At 45.1% G+C, this 19,067-nt stretch carries 20 protein-coding genes; 15 read left to right on the forward strand and 5 right to left on the reverse strand.

Annotated elements, in window-relative coordinates; translation table 11 throughout:
• Positions 1 to 3: 3 nt before the first annotated feature.
• The 4 genes from L6I86_RS25445 to L6I86_RS25460 all read left to right on the forward strand — a co-directional run bounded on the left by L6I86_RS25445 (position 4) and on the right by L6I86_RS25460 (position 4,514).
• Complete coding sequence (locus L6I86_RS25445) at positions 4 to 831, forward strand: carbohydrate ABC transporter permease (protein ID WP_056613145.1); 828 nt, start codon at positions 4 to 6, stop codon at positions 829 to 831.
• A gap of 131 nt (positions 832 to 962) precedes the next feature.
• Positions 963 to 2,744, forward strand: a complete 1,782-nt coding sequence (locus L6I86_RS25450) for a sensor histidine kinase (RefSeq protein WP_236291201.1) — start codon at positions 963 to 965, stop codon at positions 2,742 to 2,744.
• Position 2,745: 1 nt separating this feature from the next.
• Complete coding sequence (locus L6I86_RS25455; protein WP_236291202.1) at positions 2,746 to 3,543, forward strand: response regulator transcription factor; 798 nt, start codon at positions 2,746 to 2,748, stop codon at positions 3,541 to 3,543.
• A 62-nt stretch (positions 3,544 to 3,605) separates the two neighbouring features.
• Positions 3,606 to 4,514, forward strand: coding sequence for a phytanoyl-CoA dioxygenase family protein (locus L6I86_RS25460; RefSeq protein WP_236291203.1), 909 nt, complete (start codon positions 3,606 to 3,608; stop codon positions 4,512 to 4,514).
• Between the two features lie 362 nt (positions 4,515 to 4,876).
• Here L6I86_RS25460 and L6I86_RS25465 read toward each other — a convergent pair whose 3' ends face one another.
• The 3 genes from L6I86_RS25465 to L6I86_RS25475 form a co-directional block, all read right to left on the reverse strand.
• Entirely contained in the window at positions 4,877 to 5,731 is an 855-nt protein-coding gene (locus L6I86_RS25465) for a helix-turn-helix transcriptional regulator (RefSeq protein WP_236291204.1), read from the reverse strand.
• Between the two features lie 372 nt (positions 5,732 to 6,103).
• Entirely contained in the window at positions 6,104 to 6,856 is a 753-nt protein-coding gene (locus tag L6I86_RS25470) for a hypothetical protein (RefSeq protein ID WP_236291205.1), read from the reverse strand.
• Positions 6,857 to 6,893: 37 nt separating this feature from the next.
• The gene (locus L6I86_RS25475; protein ID WP_236291206.1) at positions 6,894 to 7,151 is read right to left on the reverse strand and encodes a hypothetical protein; all 258 of its coding nucleotides are present in this window, start codon (positions 7,149 to 7,151) and stop codon (positions 6,894 to 6,896) included.
• 173 nt (positions 7,152 to 7,324) lie between these two features.
• Between L6I86_RS25475 and L6I86_RS25480 the strand changes: the two genes are divergently transcribed.
• From L6I86_RS25480 to L6I86_RS25500, 6 genes are all read left to right on the forward strand, one after another.
• Complete coding sequence (locus tag L6I86_RS25480; protein WP_236291207.1) at positions 7,325 to 8,419, forward strand: glycosyltransferase family 2 protein; 1,095 nt, start codon at positions 7,325 to 7,327, stop codon at positions 8,417 to 8,419.
• Positions 8,416 to 9,042 (forward strand): glycerol-3-phosphate acyltransferase, encoded by a 627-nt coding sequence (locus L6I86_RS25485; RefSeq protein ID WP_236291208.1) that lies wholly within the window; start codon positions 8,416 to 8,418, stop codon positions 9,040 to 9,042. Before L6I86_RS25480 ends, L6I86_RS25485 begins: the two co-directional genes overlap by 4 nt.
• A gap of 171 nt (positions 9,043 to 9,213) precedes the next feature.
• Complete coding sequence (locus L6I86_RS25490; protein WP_236291209.1) at positions 9,214 to 9,402, forward strand: hypothetical protein; 189 nt, start codon at positions 9,214 to 9,216, stop codon at positions 9,400 to 9,402.
• Between the two features lie 46 nt (positions 9,403 to 9,448).
• Positions 9,449 to 9,616: a hypothetical protein gene (locus tag L6I86_RS35970; RefSeq protein WP_420851929.1), complete on the forward strand. Its 168-nt coding sequence runs from the start codon at positions 9,449 to 9,451 to the stop codon at positions 9,614 to 9,616.
• A gap of 387 nt (positions 9,617 to 10,003) precedes the next feature.
• Positions 10,004 to 10,648: a PAQR family membrane homeostasis protein TrhA gene (trhA, locus tag L6I86_RS25495; RefSeq protein WP_236291210.1), complete on the forward strand. Its 645-nt coding sequence runs from the start codon at positions 10,004 to 10,006 to the stop codon at positions 10,646 to 10,648.
• A gap of 162 nt (positions 10,649 to 10,810) precedes the next feature.
• Positions 10,811 to 12,244, forward strand: a complete 1,434-nt coding sequence (locus L6I86_RS25500) for a HEAT repeat domain-containing protein (protein WP_236291211.1) — start codon at positions 10,811 to 10,813, stop codon at positions 12,242 to 12,244.
• Between the two features lie 374 nt (positions 12,245 to 12,618).
• Here the strand turns inward: L6I86_RS25500 and L6I86_RS25505 are convergent, their stop codons facing one another.
• Positions 12,619 to 13,458, reverse strand: a complete 840-nt coding sequence (locus tag L6I86_RS25505) for an AraC family transcriptional regulator (protein ID WP_236291212.1) — start codon at positions 13,456 to 13,458, stop codon at positions 12,619 to 12,621.
• Positions 13,459 to 13,462: 4 nt separating this feature from the next.
• On the reverse strand, positions 13,463 to 14,113 hold the full coding sequence (locus L6I86_RS25510; RefSeq protein WP_236291213.1) for a TetR/AcrR family transcriptional regulator: 651 nt from the start codon (positions 14,111 to 14,113) through the stop codon (positions 13,463 to 13,465).
• Positions 14,114 to 14,254: 141 nt separating this feature from the next.
• On the opposite strand from L6I86_RS25510, the gene L6I86_RS25515 reads away from it, so the two are divergent.
• The 5 genes from L6I86_RS25515 to L6I86_RS25535 all read left to right on the forward strand — a co-directional run bounded on the left by L6I86_RS25515 (position 14,255) and on the right by L6I86_RS25535 (position 19,053).
• Positions 14,255 to 15,754 (forward strand): DHA2 family efflux MFS transporter permease subunit, encoded by a 1,500-nt coding sequence (locus L6I86_RS25515; protein WP_236291214.1) that lies wholly within the window; start codon positions 14,255 to 14,257, stop codon positions 15,752 to 15,754.
• 265 nt (positions 15,755 to 16,019) lie between these two features.
• Entirely contained in the window at positions 16,020 to 16,730 is a 711-nt protein-coding gene (locus tag L6I86_RS25520; protein ID WP_236291215.1) for a hypothetical protein, read from the forward strand.
• A gap of 22 nt (positions 16,731 to 16,752) precedes the next feature.
• A complete protein-coding gene (locus L6I86_RS25525; RefSeq protein WP_236291216.1) occupies positions 16,753 to 17,328 on the forward strand; it encodes a glycosyltransferase family A protein in 576 nt (191 codons plus the stop codon).
• Between the two features lie 222 nt (positions 17,329 to 17,550).
• Positions 17,551 to 18,147 (forward strand): hypothetical protein, encoded by a 597-nt coding sequence (locus tag L6I86_RS25530; protein WP_236291217.1) that lies wholly within the window; start codon positions 17,551 to 17,553, stop codon positions 18,145 to 18,147.
• Positions 18,148 to 18,159: 12 nt separating this feature from the next.
• Positions 18,160 to 19,053 (forward strand): glycosyltransferase family 2 protein, encoded by an 894-nt coding sequence (locus L6I86_RS25535; protein WP_236291218.1) that lies wholly within the window; start codon positions 18,160 to 18,162, stop codon positions 19,051 to 19,053.
• The last annotated feature ends 14 nt before the right edge of the window (positions 19,054 to 19,067 follow it).

Genomic DNA, 19,067 nt, shown 5'->3' on the forward strand with positions numbered 1-19,067 from the left:
ACCATGAAATCAAGACCGTTCACATCGACAGTGAAATACGCGCTTTTATCCGTGGCAAGTCTCATTATCTTTTTCCCCTTGTATATTCTGTGTATAAATGCGTTTAAAGGGAGCAAGGAATATGGCATGTCCAGCGCGTTTTCACTGCCAAACTCCTTTCTAAATTTTGAAAATTTCCAGATCGTGTTTGAAAGAGGGAATCTCGGCCAGGCGTTTCTGAATACGACGATTGTGATTGGCTTATCCTTGATTGGGAATATCGTCATGGGGACAATGGTGGCGTACGTGCTTGGGCGCTTCAAATTCCCAGGCCGCTTCCTCATTCTTGGGCTCTATACTGGAGCAGCGATTATTCCAGCCATCACAACTCAGGTAGCGATTTTCTCCATTATCAAATGGTTAGGATTATTCAACACGCATTTCGCACCAGTGCTCTTGTACATTGGTGCAGACGTTGTTCAAATTTACATCTTGCTTCAGTTCATTCGCAATATCCCGTATGAACTCGATGAGAATGCGATGATCGAAGGTTTATCCCTGTATGGTATCTTCTACCGCATTATCATCCCGCTATTAACACCAGCCATTTCAACGGTCATTATTTTAAAAACAATTTCGATTTATAACGATATGTACACGCCATATTTGTATATGCCATCGCAGAAGCTAGGTGTTGTTTCGACGACCTTAATGAAATTTACAGGTACGAATAGTGCCGAGTGGCAGTTGATCTGTGCGGCGATTCTTATCATCCTACTTCCGACAGTCTTGTTGTATTTGTTCCTGCAACGATACATTTTCTCCGGGATTACGAATGGAGCAGTGAAATAAATAACTAGCAGGACACCGTTGCTGGTGAGTCGAAATAGTAACCCAAGGCCCTTATTTAAGAGCCATGGGTTTTCTTGGATTTTAAAAAGAAAGGGCTTACATTCCTGCGAAAGAGCTAGGGGGAACTTGTTGTGCGAAGCGAAATATGGCATTGGATTGTGAGGCTATCACTTACTCAAAAGCTGATTACGGTGTTTGTCATTTTGATCACAGTGCCGATTGTTACGATCTCTATGATCTCCTATTCGAGTTATTCAAAGTCGATTGAAAAGAATACGGCTCTCTATGTAAACCAGATTTCACAGAAAATTTTGGAGCGGGTGGACCAGTACGTCTCGGATATTAAGCGTGTGACGGGCAGCCAGATTTATATGCAGGATATTCAGGAATCGTTAGCCAATCGCAATAAAACGGTGGAAGAAAATAATCGCCTCCAGAACTTTGTGAAAGGCTTGAACAGTCTGAAGAATGATACAGAGTCTGTGTACATTTTCGATAATTATGGCAACATGTACGATAGCACCAAAAATGATACGATCCGGGCCGACATTCGGCAGCAGGCCGTCGATTTACGACAACAAGTGCGGAATGCGCAGGGCTCTTCCATTGTGATTTCCACACAGAAAATAACCGTTGGTCATACGGATAAATATTATTTCTCGATTGCGCGAGAATTGAAGAATACGAACTCATTAGAAGGTATTGGGATGATCATCTTTGACTCGAGAATTCAAGTTATCGCGGATGCCGTTCGTGAGTTAGATGAGGTGACCAAAGGCCGGACGATGGTACTTGATGATCAGAATACGGTGATCTATGATAGCGAGCAGAAATGGATTTCTACGAATGTGGCTGGCAATGAGCTCGTACAAAAAGCTGTTGGCGCACAAGGCAGCTTCAAGGTGACGATCGAAGGGAAGTCGTATCTAACCTCTTATACAACGTCTGAAGTAACGGGTTGGAAGCAAATGGTTTTCATTCCTGTGGATCATCTGACAGAAGAGACGCGGGTAACACGGGATTTCACCATGATTCTCGTCTTGCTCTCGATTACAGTGGCCTTAGTGACTTCAGCGATCATTGCCATCGCGTTGACGCGGCCATTACGTACGTTAATGAGGACCATGAAACAGGTTAACAAAGAGAATCTGGACGTCCAAATTCCGGTGAAATACTCGGACGAGTTTGGCATACTGGCGAAGCATTTTAATAATATGATTAGAAGAATCAATGAACTGGTGGAAGAAGTGTATCAGACGCAAAATCGCAAACGAGAGGCAGAACTTAGGTCGCTTCAGCATCAAATTAACCCTCATTTCATCTATAATACGCTGGAAGTGATCCGGATGACGGCCGAAGTAAAGCGAGATTATGAGATTTCGGAAATGACCTACAATCTGGGGGAGCTGCTGCGGTATGGCATTTTGCGGGGGACGGATCAGGTGACGATTCATAAGGAATTGGATCATTTGGAGAAATATTTGGCGCTGCAAAACTTTCGATTCTCCAAAGATATTCAGCTGGAGTTGAACATCAGTGAGGCTCATCTGAGCTATCCGGTTATTAAACTATTATTTCAACCTATCGTGGAAAATGCCATTTTGCATGGTTTTGAAATGAAGGAAGAGAATTGTCTAATCACAATTAGTTCTCACATGGATAAGCAAGCGATCTATTTTACCGTTCGGGATAATGGGTGCGGCATGGAAGATTCGCAGCTCAAAATTATTCGGAATGCGATGCTAGGTTTGAGACAAGAAAATCGCAATAATATTGGGATTGCCAACGTGAATGAGCGAATTATTTTACAATATGGTGCCCCATATGGTTTGCAGGTGAGTAGTGAAATCGAGGTCGGCACAACCGTAACGATTGTCCTACCTGTTCTGGAAGCATGGAAGGAGAGCGCATAAGATGACGATGAAAATGTTGATAGTCGATGATGAACAGCGGATTCGGTTAGGTCTTCAAGCCATGGTTGAGGCGATGGATTTACCAATTGAAGTTATAGGGTTGTGTGCAAATGGGATTCAAGCGATGGATAAAATGAGTGGCTGGGAAACTGCAGACTGCAAGATACTCCTGACCGATATCAAAATGCCCATGATGGACGGGATGAAGCTGATCGAACGAACAAGGTCGGATTATCCAGATGCTCATATTATTCTCTTAAGTGGATTTAATGAATTCGAGTATGCGCGACAAGCCATTCGATTCGGTGTAGAAGAGTACCTGTCGAAGCCGGTGAACAAGAAGGATTTATTTCAAGTTTTGAAGCGAGTTGGGGAGCGGTTTGCGGTGCTGGATTCATCTGAAAAGGAGATGGTGGATCAACCATTAGTTGAGCCTAAGGTCCACAAGAAGCAAATCATTGCAGATGTCATTCGTATGCTGGAGTCTGATCTGAATCAAGCCTTTGATTTGAATGAACTCTCTACTAAAGTAGGGCTGAATCCTAGTTATTTGTGCAAGTTGTTCAAAAGAGAGACGAAGAAGACGATCACTGACTATGTGACCGATCTACGAATTGTGAAAGCGAAGCATATCTTGGAGGATTACCCCGATGTGAAAATGTACGAAGTAGGCTCGCTTGTAGGGTATTCGGACCCGGTTTATTTTACAAAACTGTTCAAAAAGTCTGTCGGCATGACACCAAAAGAATATCAAAGCGGACAATGTGCTTTTGGCAACCATAATGCCTGTTTAGACTAAAGATTTTCGCTAACCATTGCAGTAAAGTAAAGGTATGAAAGTTATTTGAGGAGGTTGTTCGCATGAGCCAACAAAAGATTCACATACCTGAAGCCGATGCGTTACTGCAAGATGAAATTACGAGTGAGCAAGCACAGTTTTTCTTAGAAAATGGATTCCTGGTTATTCGTAATGTGGTAGTTGGAGAAGAGCTTCGACTCCTACAGGAACAAACGATGAAGGCCGTAGAAATTGGCATGGCTGGAAGCGATGATGAGGATTATATGTACCGTGTGAGGAAAAATGGTGAACGCAAATATTGGCGTACGGAATATATTATCGATAAGCAAGAGGCGAATAAGGCGTTGCTTGCGCATCCATTTATTTTGCGATCCGTTGCGAAGATTCAAGGTATTAACTTCATTCCTACCTGGGATTCCCTAGTTGTGAAAATCCCGAATCAGGCGGCCAGCGTGCCTTGGCATCGCGATGCGTTAGTGCCTGAGGGCTGTACAGATCCACGGCCAATCTTCAATGTTGATTTTTACTTGGATGAGGCGGATCTGAAGTCATGCTTGTGGGTTATTCCTGGTTCGAACCATTGGGCTGCTGAGGTTGCCGAGGAGCGCTGCGCGCTGCCAGGCTTTGATGTTAGCGATGCTGTACCCGTGCCAATGAATCCTGGGGATGTCATTTTCCATAATATTCAGCTGCTGCATGGCTCACCGGAGGGGGATGGCAACGCGCTTCGCCGAACCGTGTATTATGAGTTCCGCCCAGGCGAAATCGAAGCGGAATTTGGGCCGCATACGCTAGAGTATCTATCGTTGAAGCAGCATATGCTCGTCGATTGTATCGAAAAGCGCAAAGAAGCGGCCTACACGTCGGGTGAAACACCGTATGACTATCAGCCGAAAGGCGCATTCGCGATAGGTACGAAGCAGGTGCCGAAGACATACAGGTACACGCATACGGAATATTGGCGTGCTTAAATGAAGATGAGTAAAGATAGGTAAATACAGGTGAAGAAGGGGCTGTTCCTCCAAGTAGATGGATCTATGGGGGACGGCCTTTTTTGTTGTGTAGAACATGAATTTCACGAGAATAGCTGTAGATTTTCCAGGTAATTCGTGTTGGAGGGGGTAGCCGCAATTCAATGCCGTGCACGAGCAGCATGATCTAGATCCAAGCCTGACCAGCAACCTTACTTCAATTTTTAATTCACCCACCTCCAACCAACACCAACCAACTCACCTCCAACTAACTCACTTCTAACCAGTCACCTCCAAACAACTCAACTCCCAACCAGTCACCTCATCCCACCAACTCAGTCCCAACCACCCGTCCCGGCGAGCTAGGAATAGATCAAATTCGAACAGAACTGGGTTAAACTTTGCCCCGTTTTTTTCTTGAACATACGCCCGAAAGTGTGGACATCCGAATAGCCGACACGATCCGCGATTTCACTGAAGGATAAACTGCTGTGTATGGCCAACTCCTTGGCTTTGTTGATGCGGATCCACGTCAAATACTGCATAGGGGACATGCCGACGTGCTGGCGAAATAAGGTCAAAATATAGTTCTTGCTCAGACCAGAAACGTCTTCCAGTTCTCTAATTTGAATTTCGCGGCTGTAGTGCTCGGTGAGATAGTTTTTGATTAAGACGAGTTTGGGCATTGTGAGTGCATCCGTTTTGGCGCGAGTTGTACCCGTTTCGAAAGCTTGTGCGGCTTCAGCAAGAATGCGCATGAGTAAGCTTTGACAGTGCATTTGATGCACAAGTCCTGGCTGACGATAATGCGAAACAAGCTGGGATAGCATCGTTTCTACTGGGTGATCTGCGAAATTACCAAGCTGATGCTTATGTTTAAAGAGTTCCTCGTAAGGGAACGCAGACGTACCAAAATGAAAGACAAGTGAAATACATACATAAGGACTGTGGTCTTCTTTTATGATCGAGTGACGTTCATTCGGACGATGAAATAAGAGATCACCTCGGCGCGTCTCGTAGGGGATGTCTTCAACAGGATAGTGAGCAAAACCATCGACGACATATTGTAGGATGAACTGTGTCATCTCTCGGTTGCGTATCGCCCATCCCTGCGGAGCATGGAACATATGAGCTAACGTAATGTAAGGCGGGAAATGATAATCCGCAAGCATGCCGATCGTTTCGGCCGGCTGCATGGTTGTCAGGTTGGGAGCCATCTGATCAGCACCTTTCTCAATGCTAATTATAGCATGAAGGGTTGTATTTGCAGAGTGCCTTTGGCAACAGAACTGAGATGATTACCTCACCTTCTGGCAAATTTAAACTAGAAATTCAGCATTTCTCTCACGTAGAAGAAATAAGGCGTTACAGCTATACTGCGCTCGTGGCGCCCGGAAAGCGAGCGCGGCGAGGACAATAGCGCCATTTAGGGGCGCTAAAGTGAGTCCGCCGGCCGGAGCGCAAGGAAATAAGGCCCTTTTTGGGCCTTACTGCGCCGCCCGTAGCACCAGAATGCCTAGCCGCGCTCCATTCGCCACGCCAACAAAAAAACTCCAGCCCCCAATTAGGACTGAAGCTCTATCGTTTCCTTATTCCGTTACCTTCTGCATCTTCCCCGGATTGTTGATCTTATACGGTACTGGATGTTTGCTCAACTTTTTCGCAACGATTTTGCACTCGAAGGTGACGGTGTCACCGACGGCGAGTTCCAGCTTCTTGAGCGTTGCGCTATGGCTCGACCACGCAGTTCCGATGTCTAGGGCTGGATCCAGAATGGATACAGCTTCATAGATGATGACTTCATCATCGGTGTCTGAGAAGTTGTTCGGTACGGTTGTAAATTCGGTAACCGTGGCCTTCATTTTCACTTTTTCTTCAGGAAGCTCCAGTTTAGGGGCTTTCTCTTTTTTCGTTTTTTCCTTAGCAGGCGCTTTCTCGGCAGGTGCTGCTTGTCCATCTTCAGAAATAGCTTCGGCTTTCGCGGATTTTGATGCTTTGGCTGGCTTTTCTTCCGGTTCAGCAGTCTCTAATTCGTCGGCAACAGCTGCATCTTCAGCTAGAGCCGCACCTCGCTGGCTATAGTTCGCAGCTTGCATTTCCTTCAAATAGGAGGGATGAATGCAGTGCAGCTGCCTTGTATCCAATTCAATGACAGCCGTCATTGGATCCACGAGACCGACGATATTGCATGCCACATTAAGACTATTCCCTTTGTAGAAAAAGGCTTTTGCTTTTACCGCTTTTTCAGAAACTAAACCCCACTCTTTACATTGCTCGATCAGCTCGGACTCATCATCAAAACGAGTAAACGCAGATGGTTCAATGGCGAACGCATAATCCATATGTAATCAACCTTTCTATGCTATATAGAGGGAAAACTTATTTCACTTCTTCCTCATTGTCTTCTTCGTTAACTAGATCCAATTCCTCATCTTCTATATCATCGTCTTCAAATTCTTCCTCTTCTTCTAATCGGAAATCATCGGTCTTTTCCCCGTCTTCCCAAATTTCCACAAAGAGTGCATCGCAGTTTTCAAAATCAGCCGGTTTATAAGCAAGCGCTTTTTCCTCGTCGGGTCCGACATAAACATTCTCAAGCGTTTCCCCATCAAAAGAGAGGATGACATAAATTTTCATAATTCAGGATGCCTCCAATAAGGTGATAAGCAATATTATAACATACCGAGTGAATTGTTCGCATGAGAAGCGATTGATCTTTCATATACATCTATATAGCCTGTATTCCCGGATCAAAATAATGTCTCGCTTAGGATCCGTTAACAGTGGGATGTGAAGGAGGAGTTCCAAGGATGGCGTTACTAGTCATATGTATCCTAGGGTGTCTGTCTGGTTTCTTGATCTTCAGAAGACAAGTACTACCGCGCAGCACCGATCAAGCTCTGAATGCAGTTAAGTTGTCTATTATTATTCCGGCTAGGAATGAAGCGGACAATCTCCCTCATCTTCTTCATGCCCTGAGAATCCAAACCTTGGAACCCTATGAAGTCATTGTGGTGGATGATTTTTCGGAGGATCACACGAAGGAAATCGCTGAATATTACGGCGTTACTGTGATTTCCAATCCTAAGCTGCCTGAGGGGTGGACGGGCAAAAACTGGGCCGTATGGAACGGTTATTCCCACGCCACCGGCGATCTGATTGCTTTCCTGGATGCTGATATTCGATTTGCACCTCGGGCATTAGAATGTTTGGTAAAAACACGGAATAAATTAGGTGGAGTACTGTCGATCGTGCCCTACCATTACACGGAGAATCTAAGAGAGCGACTATCGCTCATCTTCAATGTGCTCGGTGTATTTGCGTTTACGTCTCCTTTTGAGAAAAATAATAAACAGAAAGGCCTCTATGGGTCTTGTATTTTAACGACTAGGGAAGATTACGAATCGATTAAAGGCCACGAAGGCATCAAATCAGAAATGCTGGACGACCTGAATCTCGGTGCTACGTATGCAAGAGCAGGCATTCCAGTTAACAATTTTATCGGCTATGGACAGGTTTCTTTTCGAATGTATCCACAGGGGTTAAAAAGCCAGATCCAAGGCTTCGGCAAAGGCGCTGTCCTAGGCACGTCTAAACTCAAAGCAGGTACCCTTACGCTTACCGCGATTTGGGCGATTGGGCTGATTCTCTCAACAGCATTTCCATTTTTCCTAACGACATCATGGGGCATTCCGCTTTTAATTGGCTATCTCTTGTATATGGCACAGCTCTTTTATTTTGTAAAATACGTTGGTATTTTCGGCATTGTTACGCCTGTGCTACACATCGTGTCGACGTTATTTTTCATTATGGTCATGCTGTACTCGATGTATCAGGTCGTATTTCTAGGGCATGTGGCCTGGAAAGGGCGGCACGTCAAAGTAGGAAGCAGGCGAGAGCAATGATCATCGTTTGGACGATTTGTGCTTTTGTATCCGGTGCGCTCATGTTTAGTTACTGGTTAGGTCGGTTAGCTCGAAAAAACCTAAAAACCGTCGGGGACGGTAACCCAGGTGCCCTTAATTTGTGGAAAGCGGCGGGATATCGGCTAGGGGTTGCCGGGGTTTTACTCGATTTTATCAAAGGGTATCTCATTATTCTACTGGCGGTGGAAGTTGGAGGGATGTCAGGGTATGGATTGATCCCAATAGCATTAGCACCGATATTTGGGCATGCGTTTTCACCATTTTTGCGTGGAAAAGGGGGTAAAGCCATCGCTGTCACCTTCGGCGTCTGGAGTGGATTGACACAATTTGAAGTGTCACTTGCGTTGGCAGTTATTTTGGCAGTCATGCTTGGTGGGATGAAGATTATTAACAAATGGAAGCCGATATCTTCGGAGGCAGATGGTCAGCAAGTTGTGATGGGGATGCTTCTGTTAGGCGTTTATCTGTATGTGAGGGATGCGGCGGCGATGCTGCTGTGGATATGGGTGGGGAATACACTTCTCATTATGTTCAAACATCGTAAAGAGATAGCAGCTCTGCTGCTTAAAAAGAAGAAGGAAAAAGAAGGATCTCCGCTATGAAATATACATTATAAAAAAACAGGGTTATTCAGGAGGGGAATTAAGTTTGTTTTGCGACGTGTTCTAGAGTTTGGTATTGTGAAGAAGCAATCATATAAAGCGTGAAGCACACGCCGCTAGCTCCTGTTTGTTGGAGTTGGCGGCGTTTTATTTTCTTAGGAGGCGGTAGACTTGTTTGAGAAGGAGTATGAGATGTTTTGGAATGTGCAAGTTCGTCAAGCTCAAGGTCAGAGACTGGACATGCTGCGCAGGGATTTGACGGGAACGAAGAAGCTATTAGAGAAGGTAGTGTTGCCTGTTTTGGGGACGTTTGAAGGTTTGGAACGCAGGGGCTGGGTTGCTGGAGCTGCCGGTGTATGAGCGGGAGGTTTTGAGGTTTGCTTTATTGTGTAATAAGCCTTTTCAGGTGAAGGAGGTGAGTGTTTGGCTGCAGCTTAAAAGGGATGCTTGTGGAAAGGTATTGCGAAAGCTAGAAAGTAAAGGACTCGTTCTACCCATTGGTGGTGGGTTAGCCAGAAGCCATAAGTTCATGTTTACTGAAAAGGCGGTGGCGCTTTTGCATGGTAAAAACTGAAGCGTAAGTTAGTCGGTGAAACCGACTAACTCGGGCGCAGCAGAGGCGATTGGCATGAAGTTAGTCGGTGAAACCGACTAACTCGAGCGCAGCAGAGGCGATTGGCGCAAAGTTAGTCGGTGAAACCGACTAACTCAGGCGCAACAGAGGCGATTGGCGCAAAGTTAGTCGGTGAAACCGACTAACTCAGGCGCAGCAGAGGCGATTGGCGCGAAGGTAGTCGGTGAAACCGACTAACTCAGGTGCAGCAGAGGCGATTGGCGCAAAGTTAGTCGGTGAAACCGACTAACTTGGGCCACACCACCGCACCGCCGCCCTACATTCCATACATATGCGCCACCTCCATGGGAAAAACTAGGACAAACACACGAAAGGAGCGTCTTAGCCATGGAGGAACAACTTGCACGCAAAGAAGAACGCTTAAACACGGTTAGCCATGGGATTGGCGTGTGTTTAAGCGTCTATGGGCTTTTTCTGCTCTTGCAGCGGTCTGTGCTTTTTGAAGATTGGCTATACACGGCGAGCAACGCTGTGTTCGGAGTTTCCTTTTGCCTACTCTATGTGTCCTCGACGCTTCTGCATGCTGTACGCTCACCCAAGTGGGGGAAGCGCTTTGAAAAGTTGGATCACGCAGCGATATTCATCGCCATGGCGGGTTCCTATACGCCTTTCCTGCTCATTACGTGGCATAGCCGAGTTGCGATTGAGCTGCTCATCGTCATTTGGGCGCTAGCCTTCGGCGGCGTAAGGTATGTGCATGTTATTATTCAACGTTTTATGCCGTGGGGGTTGCTCATGTATCTGGGCATGGGAGCCTTCATGATGCTCTTCATTATGCCACTTTATGTGCGACTACCACATATGGCATTTACATGGCTGGGGCTCGGATTGGTGAGCTACCTTGGCGGTGTACCTTTTTTCCTCTGGCGCAAATTGCGCTATCATCATATGATCTGGCACTTGTTCGTTCTGGCGGGTAGTACCTGCCACTTTATTGCCGTCTATACCTATGTGATGCCAGCGTTATTATAAACTAGCCAAGTTTAAGATTATTGCAGAGCAGTGTGTAAGGCGGATAATAATACCTTAATTTTGTGCTAGCACGGATTAAGATTGTTTATTTAAAGTCCGAATCATCATTCATATAATAAAAGCATGGTTCACTCATTCCTACATGCCAGGGAGGCAGAGACAATGCAGAGTAACACACCTTTATTATTGACTGATGAGCAAATGAGATCGTTTATTACGAATGGCTGCCTGATTCTCAAAACTGATTTTCCACGTGAATTCCATGAAAGTTTAGTAGAGCAATTGAACACGGTTTACACCGAAGAAGGCAATCCTGGGAACAATCTTTTACCTCGCATTCGAGAGCTGCGTAAAGTTTTCGATCATCCTGTTGTAACAGGTGCGTTAACGAGTGTACTGGGACCTAATTATATGATGCATGCGCATCGCCATGGACATTTCAATGCTTCAAGCGTAGCTGGTGGTTGGCATAAAGATAGTTACTGGGGTTATAAAAGGATGCGTAATCATCATCCGCAATGGGCTATGATTATGTATTTCCCACAGGATACACCTGTGGAATTAGGCCCGACAGGCGTACTTCCAGGTACGCAAAACTATGAATCTCGAACTTTTGAAGGGAATGAACCAGAGGGTGAGGTTTTGGCGAGTGGGGATGCGGGAACTTTTGCACTGATTCATTATGATATTTGGCACCGCTCCACTCCGAATGTGTTGGGTCAGCCCCGTTATATGTTGAAGTTTGAATTTATGCGTACTGAGCTGCCACTATCGCCAAGCTGGAACAACCAAGAGAGCGGGTGGCGTAAACCGGAGGCGTTACAACTGCCGATTGCGCAGCACGATCTGATGTGGGAAGAGACGTGGAATTGGCTTTCGGGACAAGTTGGCAGCATCGCGAATACAGTTAGTTCTGATTCGCAGCGGATCGCGGAATTGAGCGCGGGGTTGAGCAATTTTGAGCCCGAGGCCATTAATGCGGCTTACGAGCTTGCGGCAAGTGGTCAAAGTGGTGTAGACGCATTGCTTCAAGCCCTTCATAGCGAGAATAAAAATGTATCTCGACTTGCTGCATATGGCTTATCCGTTGCGGGAAGTGATGCTGTTAGCGGATTGGTTGCAGCATTGGCGGCAGTGGAGAATGAAGCTGCGGAAGCCAATACTGAGGAAATCATCGCGAATGCTGTGTTCGCGCTTGGTGAATCAAGAGGACTTGCAAGTGAGGCGGTACCTGCACTTGTTAACTTGATGCAGCATCCGTCGGAGACGATCCGCTGCGCTGTAGTTGATGCACTTGGTCTTATGGAAGCTGGCCACGATCAAGTGGTAGCGTGCTTAGGGAATGCGCTGCGGGATGAAAGCGCGCAGGTGCGGTTCATGTCCAGCTTGGCGCTGTCCCGACTAGGGGCAAGCGCAGAAGCAGCGATTCCACAATTGGAAATCGCTCTGGACGATGAGAACCGCTACGTGCGTGCGCATGCGGCGGAATCCTTGCGCTATGTTGGCACGGAGCGTGCGAAAGACACACTCATTAAGTTCCTGCTTAACGCGCGTTGGTGTCCAACGACGACGGTGAAGAATGCGTTTTATCCGTAAGGTATTAACGAGAAGCAGCCCCCATCGATGTGATGGGGGCTGCTTTCATTTATGGGGAGGAGTGGTGCGCCTCCCACCACCTATAGATGGAAAACATACAGTTGATTTACTCGAAATTATCATTTTAAATGAAATAAATGGAAAAAGTACAGCTAATCCAGGCATTTTCATCCGAAAAGGGGAAATCTCCCGAAAATAGATGGAGGTTGTCCATCTATTTCGCTTCTTAACTTGTTTTACAAGAAATTAACTACCTAATATACAGTTAAATTTGGCGCGGCGGTGGTTGGGAGTAGGAGTAGGAGTAGGTGTGAGCGGCTGTTGTCTTGCTCTTATTCTTATTCTTACTCTTGCTCTCCAACCACATCCACAACTCACCGCGGTCGCAAATCACGGAACGCCGTTGGTTTAAATCCCGTTTGTTCCTTGAACATTCGGGAGAAATACGATAATTCCATGCCGAACGAATCGGCAATTTGAGAGACATTCAGCTCCGTCGTCAGGAGCAAATCTTTGGCTTTTTCCGAGCGCAGATGGTTCATATATTGGATCGGGGAGTACCCCGTGAATTGTTTGAACGCATTGATGAAATAATTCGGATGATAATGAGCAAGCTGGGAAAGCGTTTCAATCGAAACCTGATCCGCCATATGCTGTTCCATGTAGCGCAGCACAACATTCATTTTCTCGTGGGTTGGGGTCGTAGCTAAATTCAGCTTTACGGAAGCATTGCCATCAATGAAATCCGCGATGAGTTCATGGAGGATGCCTGTTACCCGAAATTCTGCTGATAAAGCATCACTTCGACGATGTGCAATCAACTTCTCGAACGTTTGCCCAAGCGCAAAAGAGTCCTTGACCACAATTGACGGGCTCGTGTGCAAAATCTGAAAGAGGTCCAAATCACCGATTTTCGCGGTAAAATGGCACCAATACTTGCCGAAGGTATCTTCACTAATTGTGCCATAGGCTTGGTCACTGCCCGCAGGAAGAAGGTAGAGCTCGCCAGGGCGCGGATTGTAGGTTTGATTGCCTATTTTAACAAAACCTTCGCCTTCCATAATAAAATACAGTCGATTGACAGGACACGCGGGGATCTCATCGTTCCAGCTTCGCGGTACTTTCGTATAAGCGGCATACTCGACATCAATTCTGGCTTTCGCCATATATTTCTTCCAAAAGGTACGCTGGCTCGCATTCATATCTGATTTCATCGATTTATATTCCTTTTACAAATAGTCGACATATGCCTTCAGTAAACTGCTGTTTCGTATAGCCAAGTACGTCTCTATGGTACGTGTACTGTTCTGGAAAAAGGGAAATGAGCAGCGTATTGATCGTCAAGGTGACATCAATGTCCTCGATTTCGCCATTTTGAATGGCATACTGAATGAGTGGAGCAAGGATATTGTGAAGTCTGATAAAGAACGGCTTTTTGTGAATGCTGTAGTTGCGTTTGTCTGCATGCATGGATGAGATGACAGACAAAAGGGAGACATTCTCGTCGACGAAATCAATGACATCATGGATACAAGCGGATAGCTGCGCTAGTCCTGATCCGACAGGATCAACTTTTGTGTACTTTTCCTCAAGCGTATCAATAAAACGTGTTGTTGTAGATTTGATCAAATCGCTGCACACATCACCAATATGCGTATAGCGGCGGTATAAGGTTCCTTGGCCAACTCCGGATTCCTTCGCAATTTGATGCATCGTGACGGATTCTATATCATTTGTTTCTAAAAGCAAGCGAGCAGCAGAGAGGATGCGACGACGATACTCCGTATCGCGTTCTCCACGGCGATTGCTTGGTGGAATGGCTTCTTTTATAAGTTCACAGGTTTCTTGATGATCATCTGGATGTGTCATATTTTCGTTCCTCCTGGTAGAGAGATCGTCCATGAAAAATTTATTTGACTTTGCGGACAATTGTCCGTAATATGAGGTAGCGGACAATTGTCCCCTATATTGTAACACGTGAAGAGAGAGATTGTCTAAGGAGGAGTTAGGATGAGTCAAACGGCTGTATCCGGTGGAAGTGAGCCGGAATTTAAGATTACGAGCATTCTGGTGCCGTTAATCGCCATTATCACAGGCATATTCATGGTTATCCTCGACACGACAGCAATGAACGTTGCATTGTCGAAGTTAGTGGTTGACTTCAAAACTGATCTACCTACAATTCAATGGGCGGTAACAGGCTATATGCTGGCATCCGCTGCGGTAATTCCATTAGCGGGTTGGTTATCTGACCGTTTTGGAGCGAAAAATGTTTTCCTTACATCCGTATTTTTATTTACGATTGCTTCACTATTATGTGCGACGCCAAATACGGCTGAAATGTTGATCTTTTTCCGCATTCTGCAAGGCTTAGGCGGAGGCTTCGTGATGCCAGTCGCTATGGCGTATGTATACAGACTTAGTCCGCCTAACAAGATTGGGCAAGTGATGGGTATGCTTGGCGTACCTATTTTATTAGCTCCAGCTATTGGGCCAATCTTATCAGGTTGGTTAGTGGAATACCATTCTTGGCACTGGATTTTCCTCATTAATTTGCCTGTAGGTATTTTCAGCTTAATTTTCGGATTATGGAAATTACCTGTTGTAGCGCGTAAAAAAGTTGCCGGATTCGACCTGCCAGGGATGATCTTGGGTCCGATTGCTTTCGCTTCGCTATCTTATGGTATTTCACAAGGTGCTTCAGGGTGGACGTCTGATAAAGCGCTTGGCGGTATCATCGTTGGTGCCGTTGCATTGATTGCCTTCGTCATCGTTGAGCTCAGAACGAAAATTCCATTGCTTGAGCTTCGCGTTTTCAAATCATTCGATTTTTCCTTTAGTATATTCATTCAATGGGTGATCCAATTCTGTATGTTTGGGGCGATTTTCCTTCTCCCGCAATTCCTACAGCAAGCCCGTGGTTACGGTGCATTCGATACCGGTTTGACCCTGTTCCCACAGGCGATCGCGTCTGGACTTATGATGCCAATTGGCGGTTATTTATTTGATAGAATCGGTATTCGTTGGTTAGTTGTCATCGGTCTTACCCTGGTGTCAGGGGCGATTTTCCAATATTCTCATTTGGATCTGAGCACACAAAGAACAGATCTCATTCTACCACTAGCGATGGCTGGGGCTGGTATGGGGCTCATGATGATGCCAATCAACTCCCATTTGATCAAAAAAGCTCCACAAGACCTCGTCAGCCGTGTTACTTCGTTGACAAGTGCGATGCAGCAAGTTATTAGCTCTTTCGGTGTTGCCATCGTCGTAACCATTCTGACTTCACGTGTGACAACGTTGATTACCGAGCAGAAGCTTCCTGTGAGTTCACCTGCAGATATGCAAAAGTCGATGCTATCCGTAGCTCCTGATGCATTCGGGTATACCTTCACATGTATGATGATTATCGCGATGTGCGGAGTTGTTCTTGGACTCTTCCTACGCCGCGGCAAGACTGAAGCACATCAAGAAACTAGAGCAGACGTTGCGTTAGAAGGAATGCACTAAGCTAGATTGATTGGATAGACTATCTATTTTAGATATCAAAACAGCCTGTAAGTAGATCCTCTACTTACAGGCTGTTTTTTATACCGTGGATTACTAGCTGCTGGTAAGCCCTTCCTTGGGAATTAATGGATGAACTATGGGGTTCTAGCCGTTGCAGGCGGACCTGCCAGGGCATATCTTATGAGCAAGGTTTTCGTATTCGATCCAGGTAGCGTGATCATGAAGTCCTTCAAAGAGAAAGGGTGTCTGAGTAAGGAGGCGTTATATGAAAGGGTGGAACGTGACCTTTGAGACGAAATGCTATGAAAATGATTGGCGTCACCTTCTTCAAACACCGAGACTGGAAGCTAATCTTCGCTACAATCGGCTTCAGTTCAAGGAATCAGTATTATATATCAATAACGTGAACGACCCGGAAGAGGTTAGCTTTTATGCCGACAAGCTGGTTCAAAGTGGCGTTCTCACTTCCTATACCGTCGTTGATCATTATGCAAGTGAGGCGCTGGACTTCTTTGCAATCGATAAGGACAGCTTTAACGGAGGCTATTATTATTCCATTTCCGAGCTCGTCGCAATTTACTTGTGCAGAACAGATTATTTGCTCCATTTCTCCAGTGACTCGATCCTAGCAGGGCCGCTCGAATGGGTGGAGCCAGCGCTTCAGAATATGGAAGATGACCCCAGAATCAAGGTTGCAAATCCGACCTGGAACTTTAGCTACGAGTATGCGAAGCAGGAATCTGTAGAAGAGAATGATTGTTTTTATCTGGGGTATGGATTTTCGGATCAATGCTATCTGATTCGTACCGAGGATTTCCGAGCACGCATCTACAATGAAAAACATCCGGCATCGCAAAGGTACCCAGCATACGGTGGTGAATTGTTCGAGAAACGGGTGGACTCATGGATGAGGAACCATCAATATTTAAGAATAACGTATAAACACGGCAGCTACATTCACCGTAATTTTACTTAAAACAAAGGGTGTGACAAGTGAAATGAATATTACCTTATCCGTCCTGATTCCCTCTGTACCCGAACGTATGGATTTTTTATCGCGAATGATCCAAGAGTTATCTCAACAAACGCAAGGTAAGCCTGTAGAAATCCTCGTATTAATGGACAATAAAAAAAGCACCATAGGCGCAAAACGAAATTTGCTGCTCGAACAAGCAAAGGGCGATTATATCGTTTTTGTGGATGATGACGATCGTCTGGTACCCAATTATGTGAGCACTTTGTTGTCACAAATCGAATCGACGCCAGATGCGGATTGCATCGTTTTTGACGTAGCCGTGTATTTCAACGGACAGTTTATCAAGCTGTGCAAATATGGCAATGAGTATTCAAACGGCCAAGATCAATTTTTCTACTATAGAAGGCCTAATCACCTTATGTGTTATGCCAAAAGAATTGCATCCAGTCATAAATTTAAGGATATAAGTGGCGGTGAAGATGATGAATGGGGCGGAAGAGTATCGGAAGATATTGTGAAACAAATAAGAATTCCAGCTATTTTATACCATTATGATTGCGATCTTACCAAACCACCTAGCTGGTTCAATCTATCTTGAAAGATGTGATCCTATATGATTTGTTTTGCAATATTGGCACATGAGGACGAAAGTGTACTAACGGAGCAAATAAAAAATATTCGACATTACATTCCTAATGCCAGGATTGTCTTATACAACGGAGGGACGAATAAGGACTTCGGCAGTTGTCAAGGCATTCCCATTTGTCCGTACAGCAGACCCTTACAATACGGAAAATTAGGTAGATTTCTATATGATGTTATGAAATGGCTGGAAGAAACGAATATTGAATACGACTACTTCATTAACCTGGACTCTGACGTGCTTTTTATCAAGCACGGTTTTGAGTCGTTCATCGAAGAGGTAATGGAAGGTTACGACTGTATGGGAGCTCATATGCAAATACAACATTCTGTACATGATAATCCGCAATTTTATCCCGGGGTTACGCTGTGGAACGAATGGCATCGCTGGCAGCCGTTCTTCCAGACAAACTACTTTGTTCGCTATTTTAATCCCGCACAAGTTTATCGCCGTTCCATAGTTAGGAAAATACTGGATGAAACCGATTTTAATCAACTAGAGCAATTGTTGGCTGCAACGGATACTTTTGCAATGGAAGAAATGCTCTATGCAACACTCGCTATGAAATATGGAGGAAAGTGCGGGGAGTATCCTTGGAATTATGATGAAAGCCTGCAATACGTACGTACTGTAAAACCTATTTCTTTCGATGAAATGAAGGTGGCAAAAATAGCTCCTCATTATTATTGGATTCATCCGATTAAAGGAGAAAGCTTTACATTTATGAGCATGTTATCGAAACAAATGGATCATAAAAATAGATTCAATCAGTGATGGAGGAATGACATGGAAAGTAAGCCGCTTGTCAGTATTCTGATCCCAGCTTATAACCGGCCTCATTATTTGAGATTAGCTCTAGAAAGTGCCATTCATCAAACCTATCCGAATATTGAAATTATCATTTGTGATGATAGCACGGACATGGGCGTATGGGTTATGATGCAGCCTTATCTGGCACAATACCCGCATATCAAGTATGTTAAAAACGACACGGTGCTATTTGTGAAAAATTGGAACAAGTGTTATGAACTATCCTCTGGTGAATATGTGAACTATTTAATGGATGATGATTTGTTCCACCCTGAGAAAATTGAACGAATGATGGCATGCTATCTAGAGATACCTGATGTCGCGCTAGTTACTTCTTACCGCCAATTGATCGATGGATCCGGGAACGAAAGATCTGCTGTATATGCAACACGAAGATTGTACAATGAGACGACGGTGTTGAACGGAATTGATTTTGGCAATGACATTTTGAGTGAGGGACATAATGTGATCGGAGAGCCGACTACTGTCCTTTTTCGAAAAAAAGATTTAAAAGAACCGTTCGGCATTCTTGGCGGCAGACAGTTTACGACCCTCAATGACTTGGCGACATGGCTATCGCTTCTTGTTCGGGGCAACGCCGTCTATTTACCTGAGCCCCTCAGTTATTTCCGCATTCATTTCGGACAAAATCAAAGCACTCTTGGCATATCTTCATTTGCAGATTGGAGTGAATTGACGATAGGTGCAAGAGAGGCAGGTTTCTTACAGGACTCGGACCGGTACAAGGCTGCGCTTGAGTTACAACTGAATAGGTTAGCTGAAGATAAAGTGTTACCGTCTTTTTCGGAATATGTTCCGAAAATCAACGAACAGCAGAAAAAGATCGAAGCCATCATCTCCAATTTGTGAGGAGTTCTAATGCC

It is taken from the genome of Paenibacillus allorhizoplanae, from assembly GCF_927798215.1.
Classification (GTDB): Bacteria; Bacillota; Bacilli; order Paenibacillales; family NBRC-103111; genus Paenibacillus_E; species Paenibacillus_E allorhizoplanae.

Excerpts from the sequence above, each read along its gene's own strand:
- L6I86_RS25445 (WP_056613145.1), top strand. The coding sequence starts at position 4 with ATGAAATCAAGACCGTTCACATCGACAGTGAAATACGCGCTTTTATCC.
- L6I86_RS25455 (WP_236291202.1), top strand. The coding sequence starts at position 2,746 with ATGACGATGAAAATGTTGATAGTCGATGATGAACAGCGGATTCGGTTA.
- L6I86_RS25460 (WP_236291203.1), top strand. The coding sequence starts at position 3,606 with ATGAGCCAACAAAAGATTCACATACCTGAAGCCGATGCGTTACTGCAA.
- L6I86_RS25465 (WP_236291204.1), bottom strand. The coding sequence starts at position 5,731 with ATGGCTCCCAACCTGACAACCATGCAGCCGGCCGAAACGATCGGCATG.
- L6I86_RS25470 (WP_236291205.1), bottom strand. The coding sequence starts at position 6,856 with ATGGATTATGCGTTCGCCATTGAACCATCTGCGTTTACTCGTTTTGAT.
- L6I86_RS25475 (WP_236291206.1), bottom strand. The coding sequence starts at position 7,151 with ATGAAAATTTATGTCATCCTCTCTTTTGATGGGGAAACGCTTGAGAAT.
- L6I86_RS25480 (WP_236291207.1), top strand. The coding sequence starts at position 7,325 with ATGGCGTTACTAGTCATATGTATCCTAGGGTGTCTGTCTGGTTTCTTG.
- L6I86_RS25485 (WP_236291208.1), top strand. The coding sequence starts at position 8,416 with ATGATCATCGTTTGGACGATTTGTGCTTTTGTATCCGGTGCGCTCATG.
- trhA (WP_236291210.1), top strand. The coding sequence starts at position 10,004 with ATGGAGGAACAACTTGCACGCAAAGAAGAACGCTTAAACACGGTTAGC.
- L6I86_RS25500 (WP_236291211.1), top strand. The coding sequence starts at position 10,811 with ATGCAGAGTAACACACCTTTATTATTGACTGATGAGCAAATGAGATCG.
- L6I86_RS25505 (WP_236291212.1), bottom strand. The coding sequence starts at position 13,458 with ATGAAATCAGATATGAATGCGAGCCAGCGTACCTTTTGGAAGAAATAT.
- L6I86_RS25510 (WP_236291213.1), bottom strand. The coding sequence starts at position 14,113 with ATGACACATCCAGATGATCATCAAGAAACCTGTGAACTTATAAAAGAA.
- L6I86_RS25515 (WP_236291214.1), top strand. The coding sequence starts at position 14,255 with ATGAGTCAAACGGCTGTATCCGGTGGAAGTGAGCCGGAATTTAAGATT.
- L6I86_RS25520 (WP_236291215.1), top strand. The coding sequence starts at position 16,020 with ATGAAAGGGTGGAACGTGACCTTTGAGACGAAATGCTATGAAAATGAT.
- L6I86_RS25525 (WP_236291216.1), top strand. The coding sequence starts at position 16,753 with ATGAATATTACCTTATCCGTCCTGATTCCCTCTGTACCCGAACGTATG.
- L6I86_RS25530 (WP_236291217.1), top strand. The coding sequence starts at position 17,551 with ATGAAATGGCTGGAAGAAACGAATATTGAATACGACTACTTCATTAAC.
- L6I86_RS25535 (WP_236291218.1), top strand. The coding sequence starts at position 18,160 with ATGGAAAGTAAGCCGCTTGTCAGTATTCTGATCCCAGCTTATAACCGG.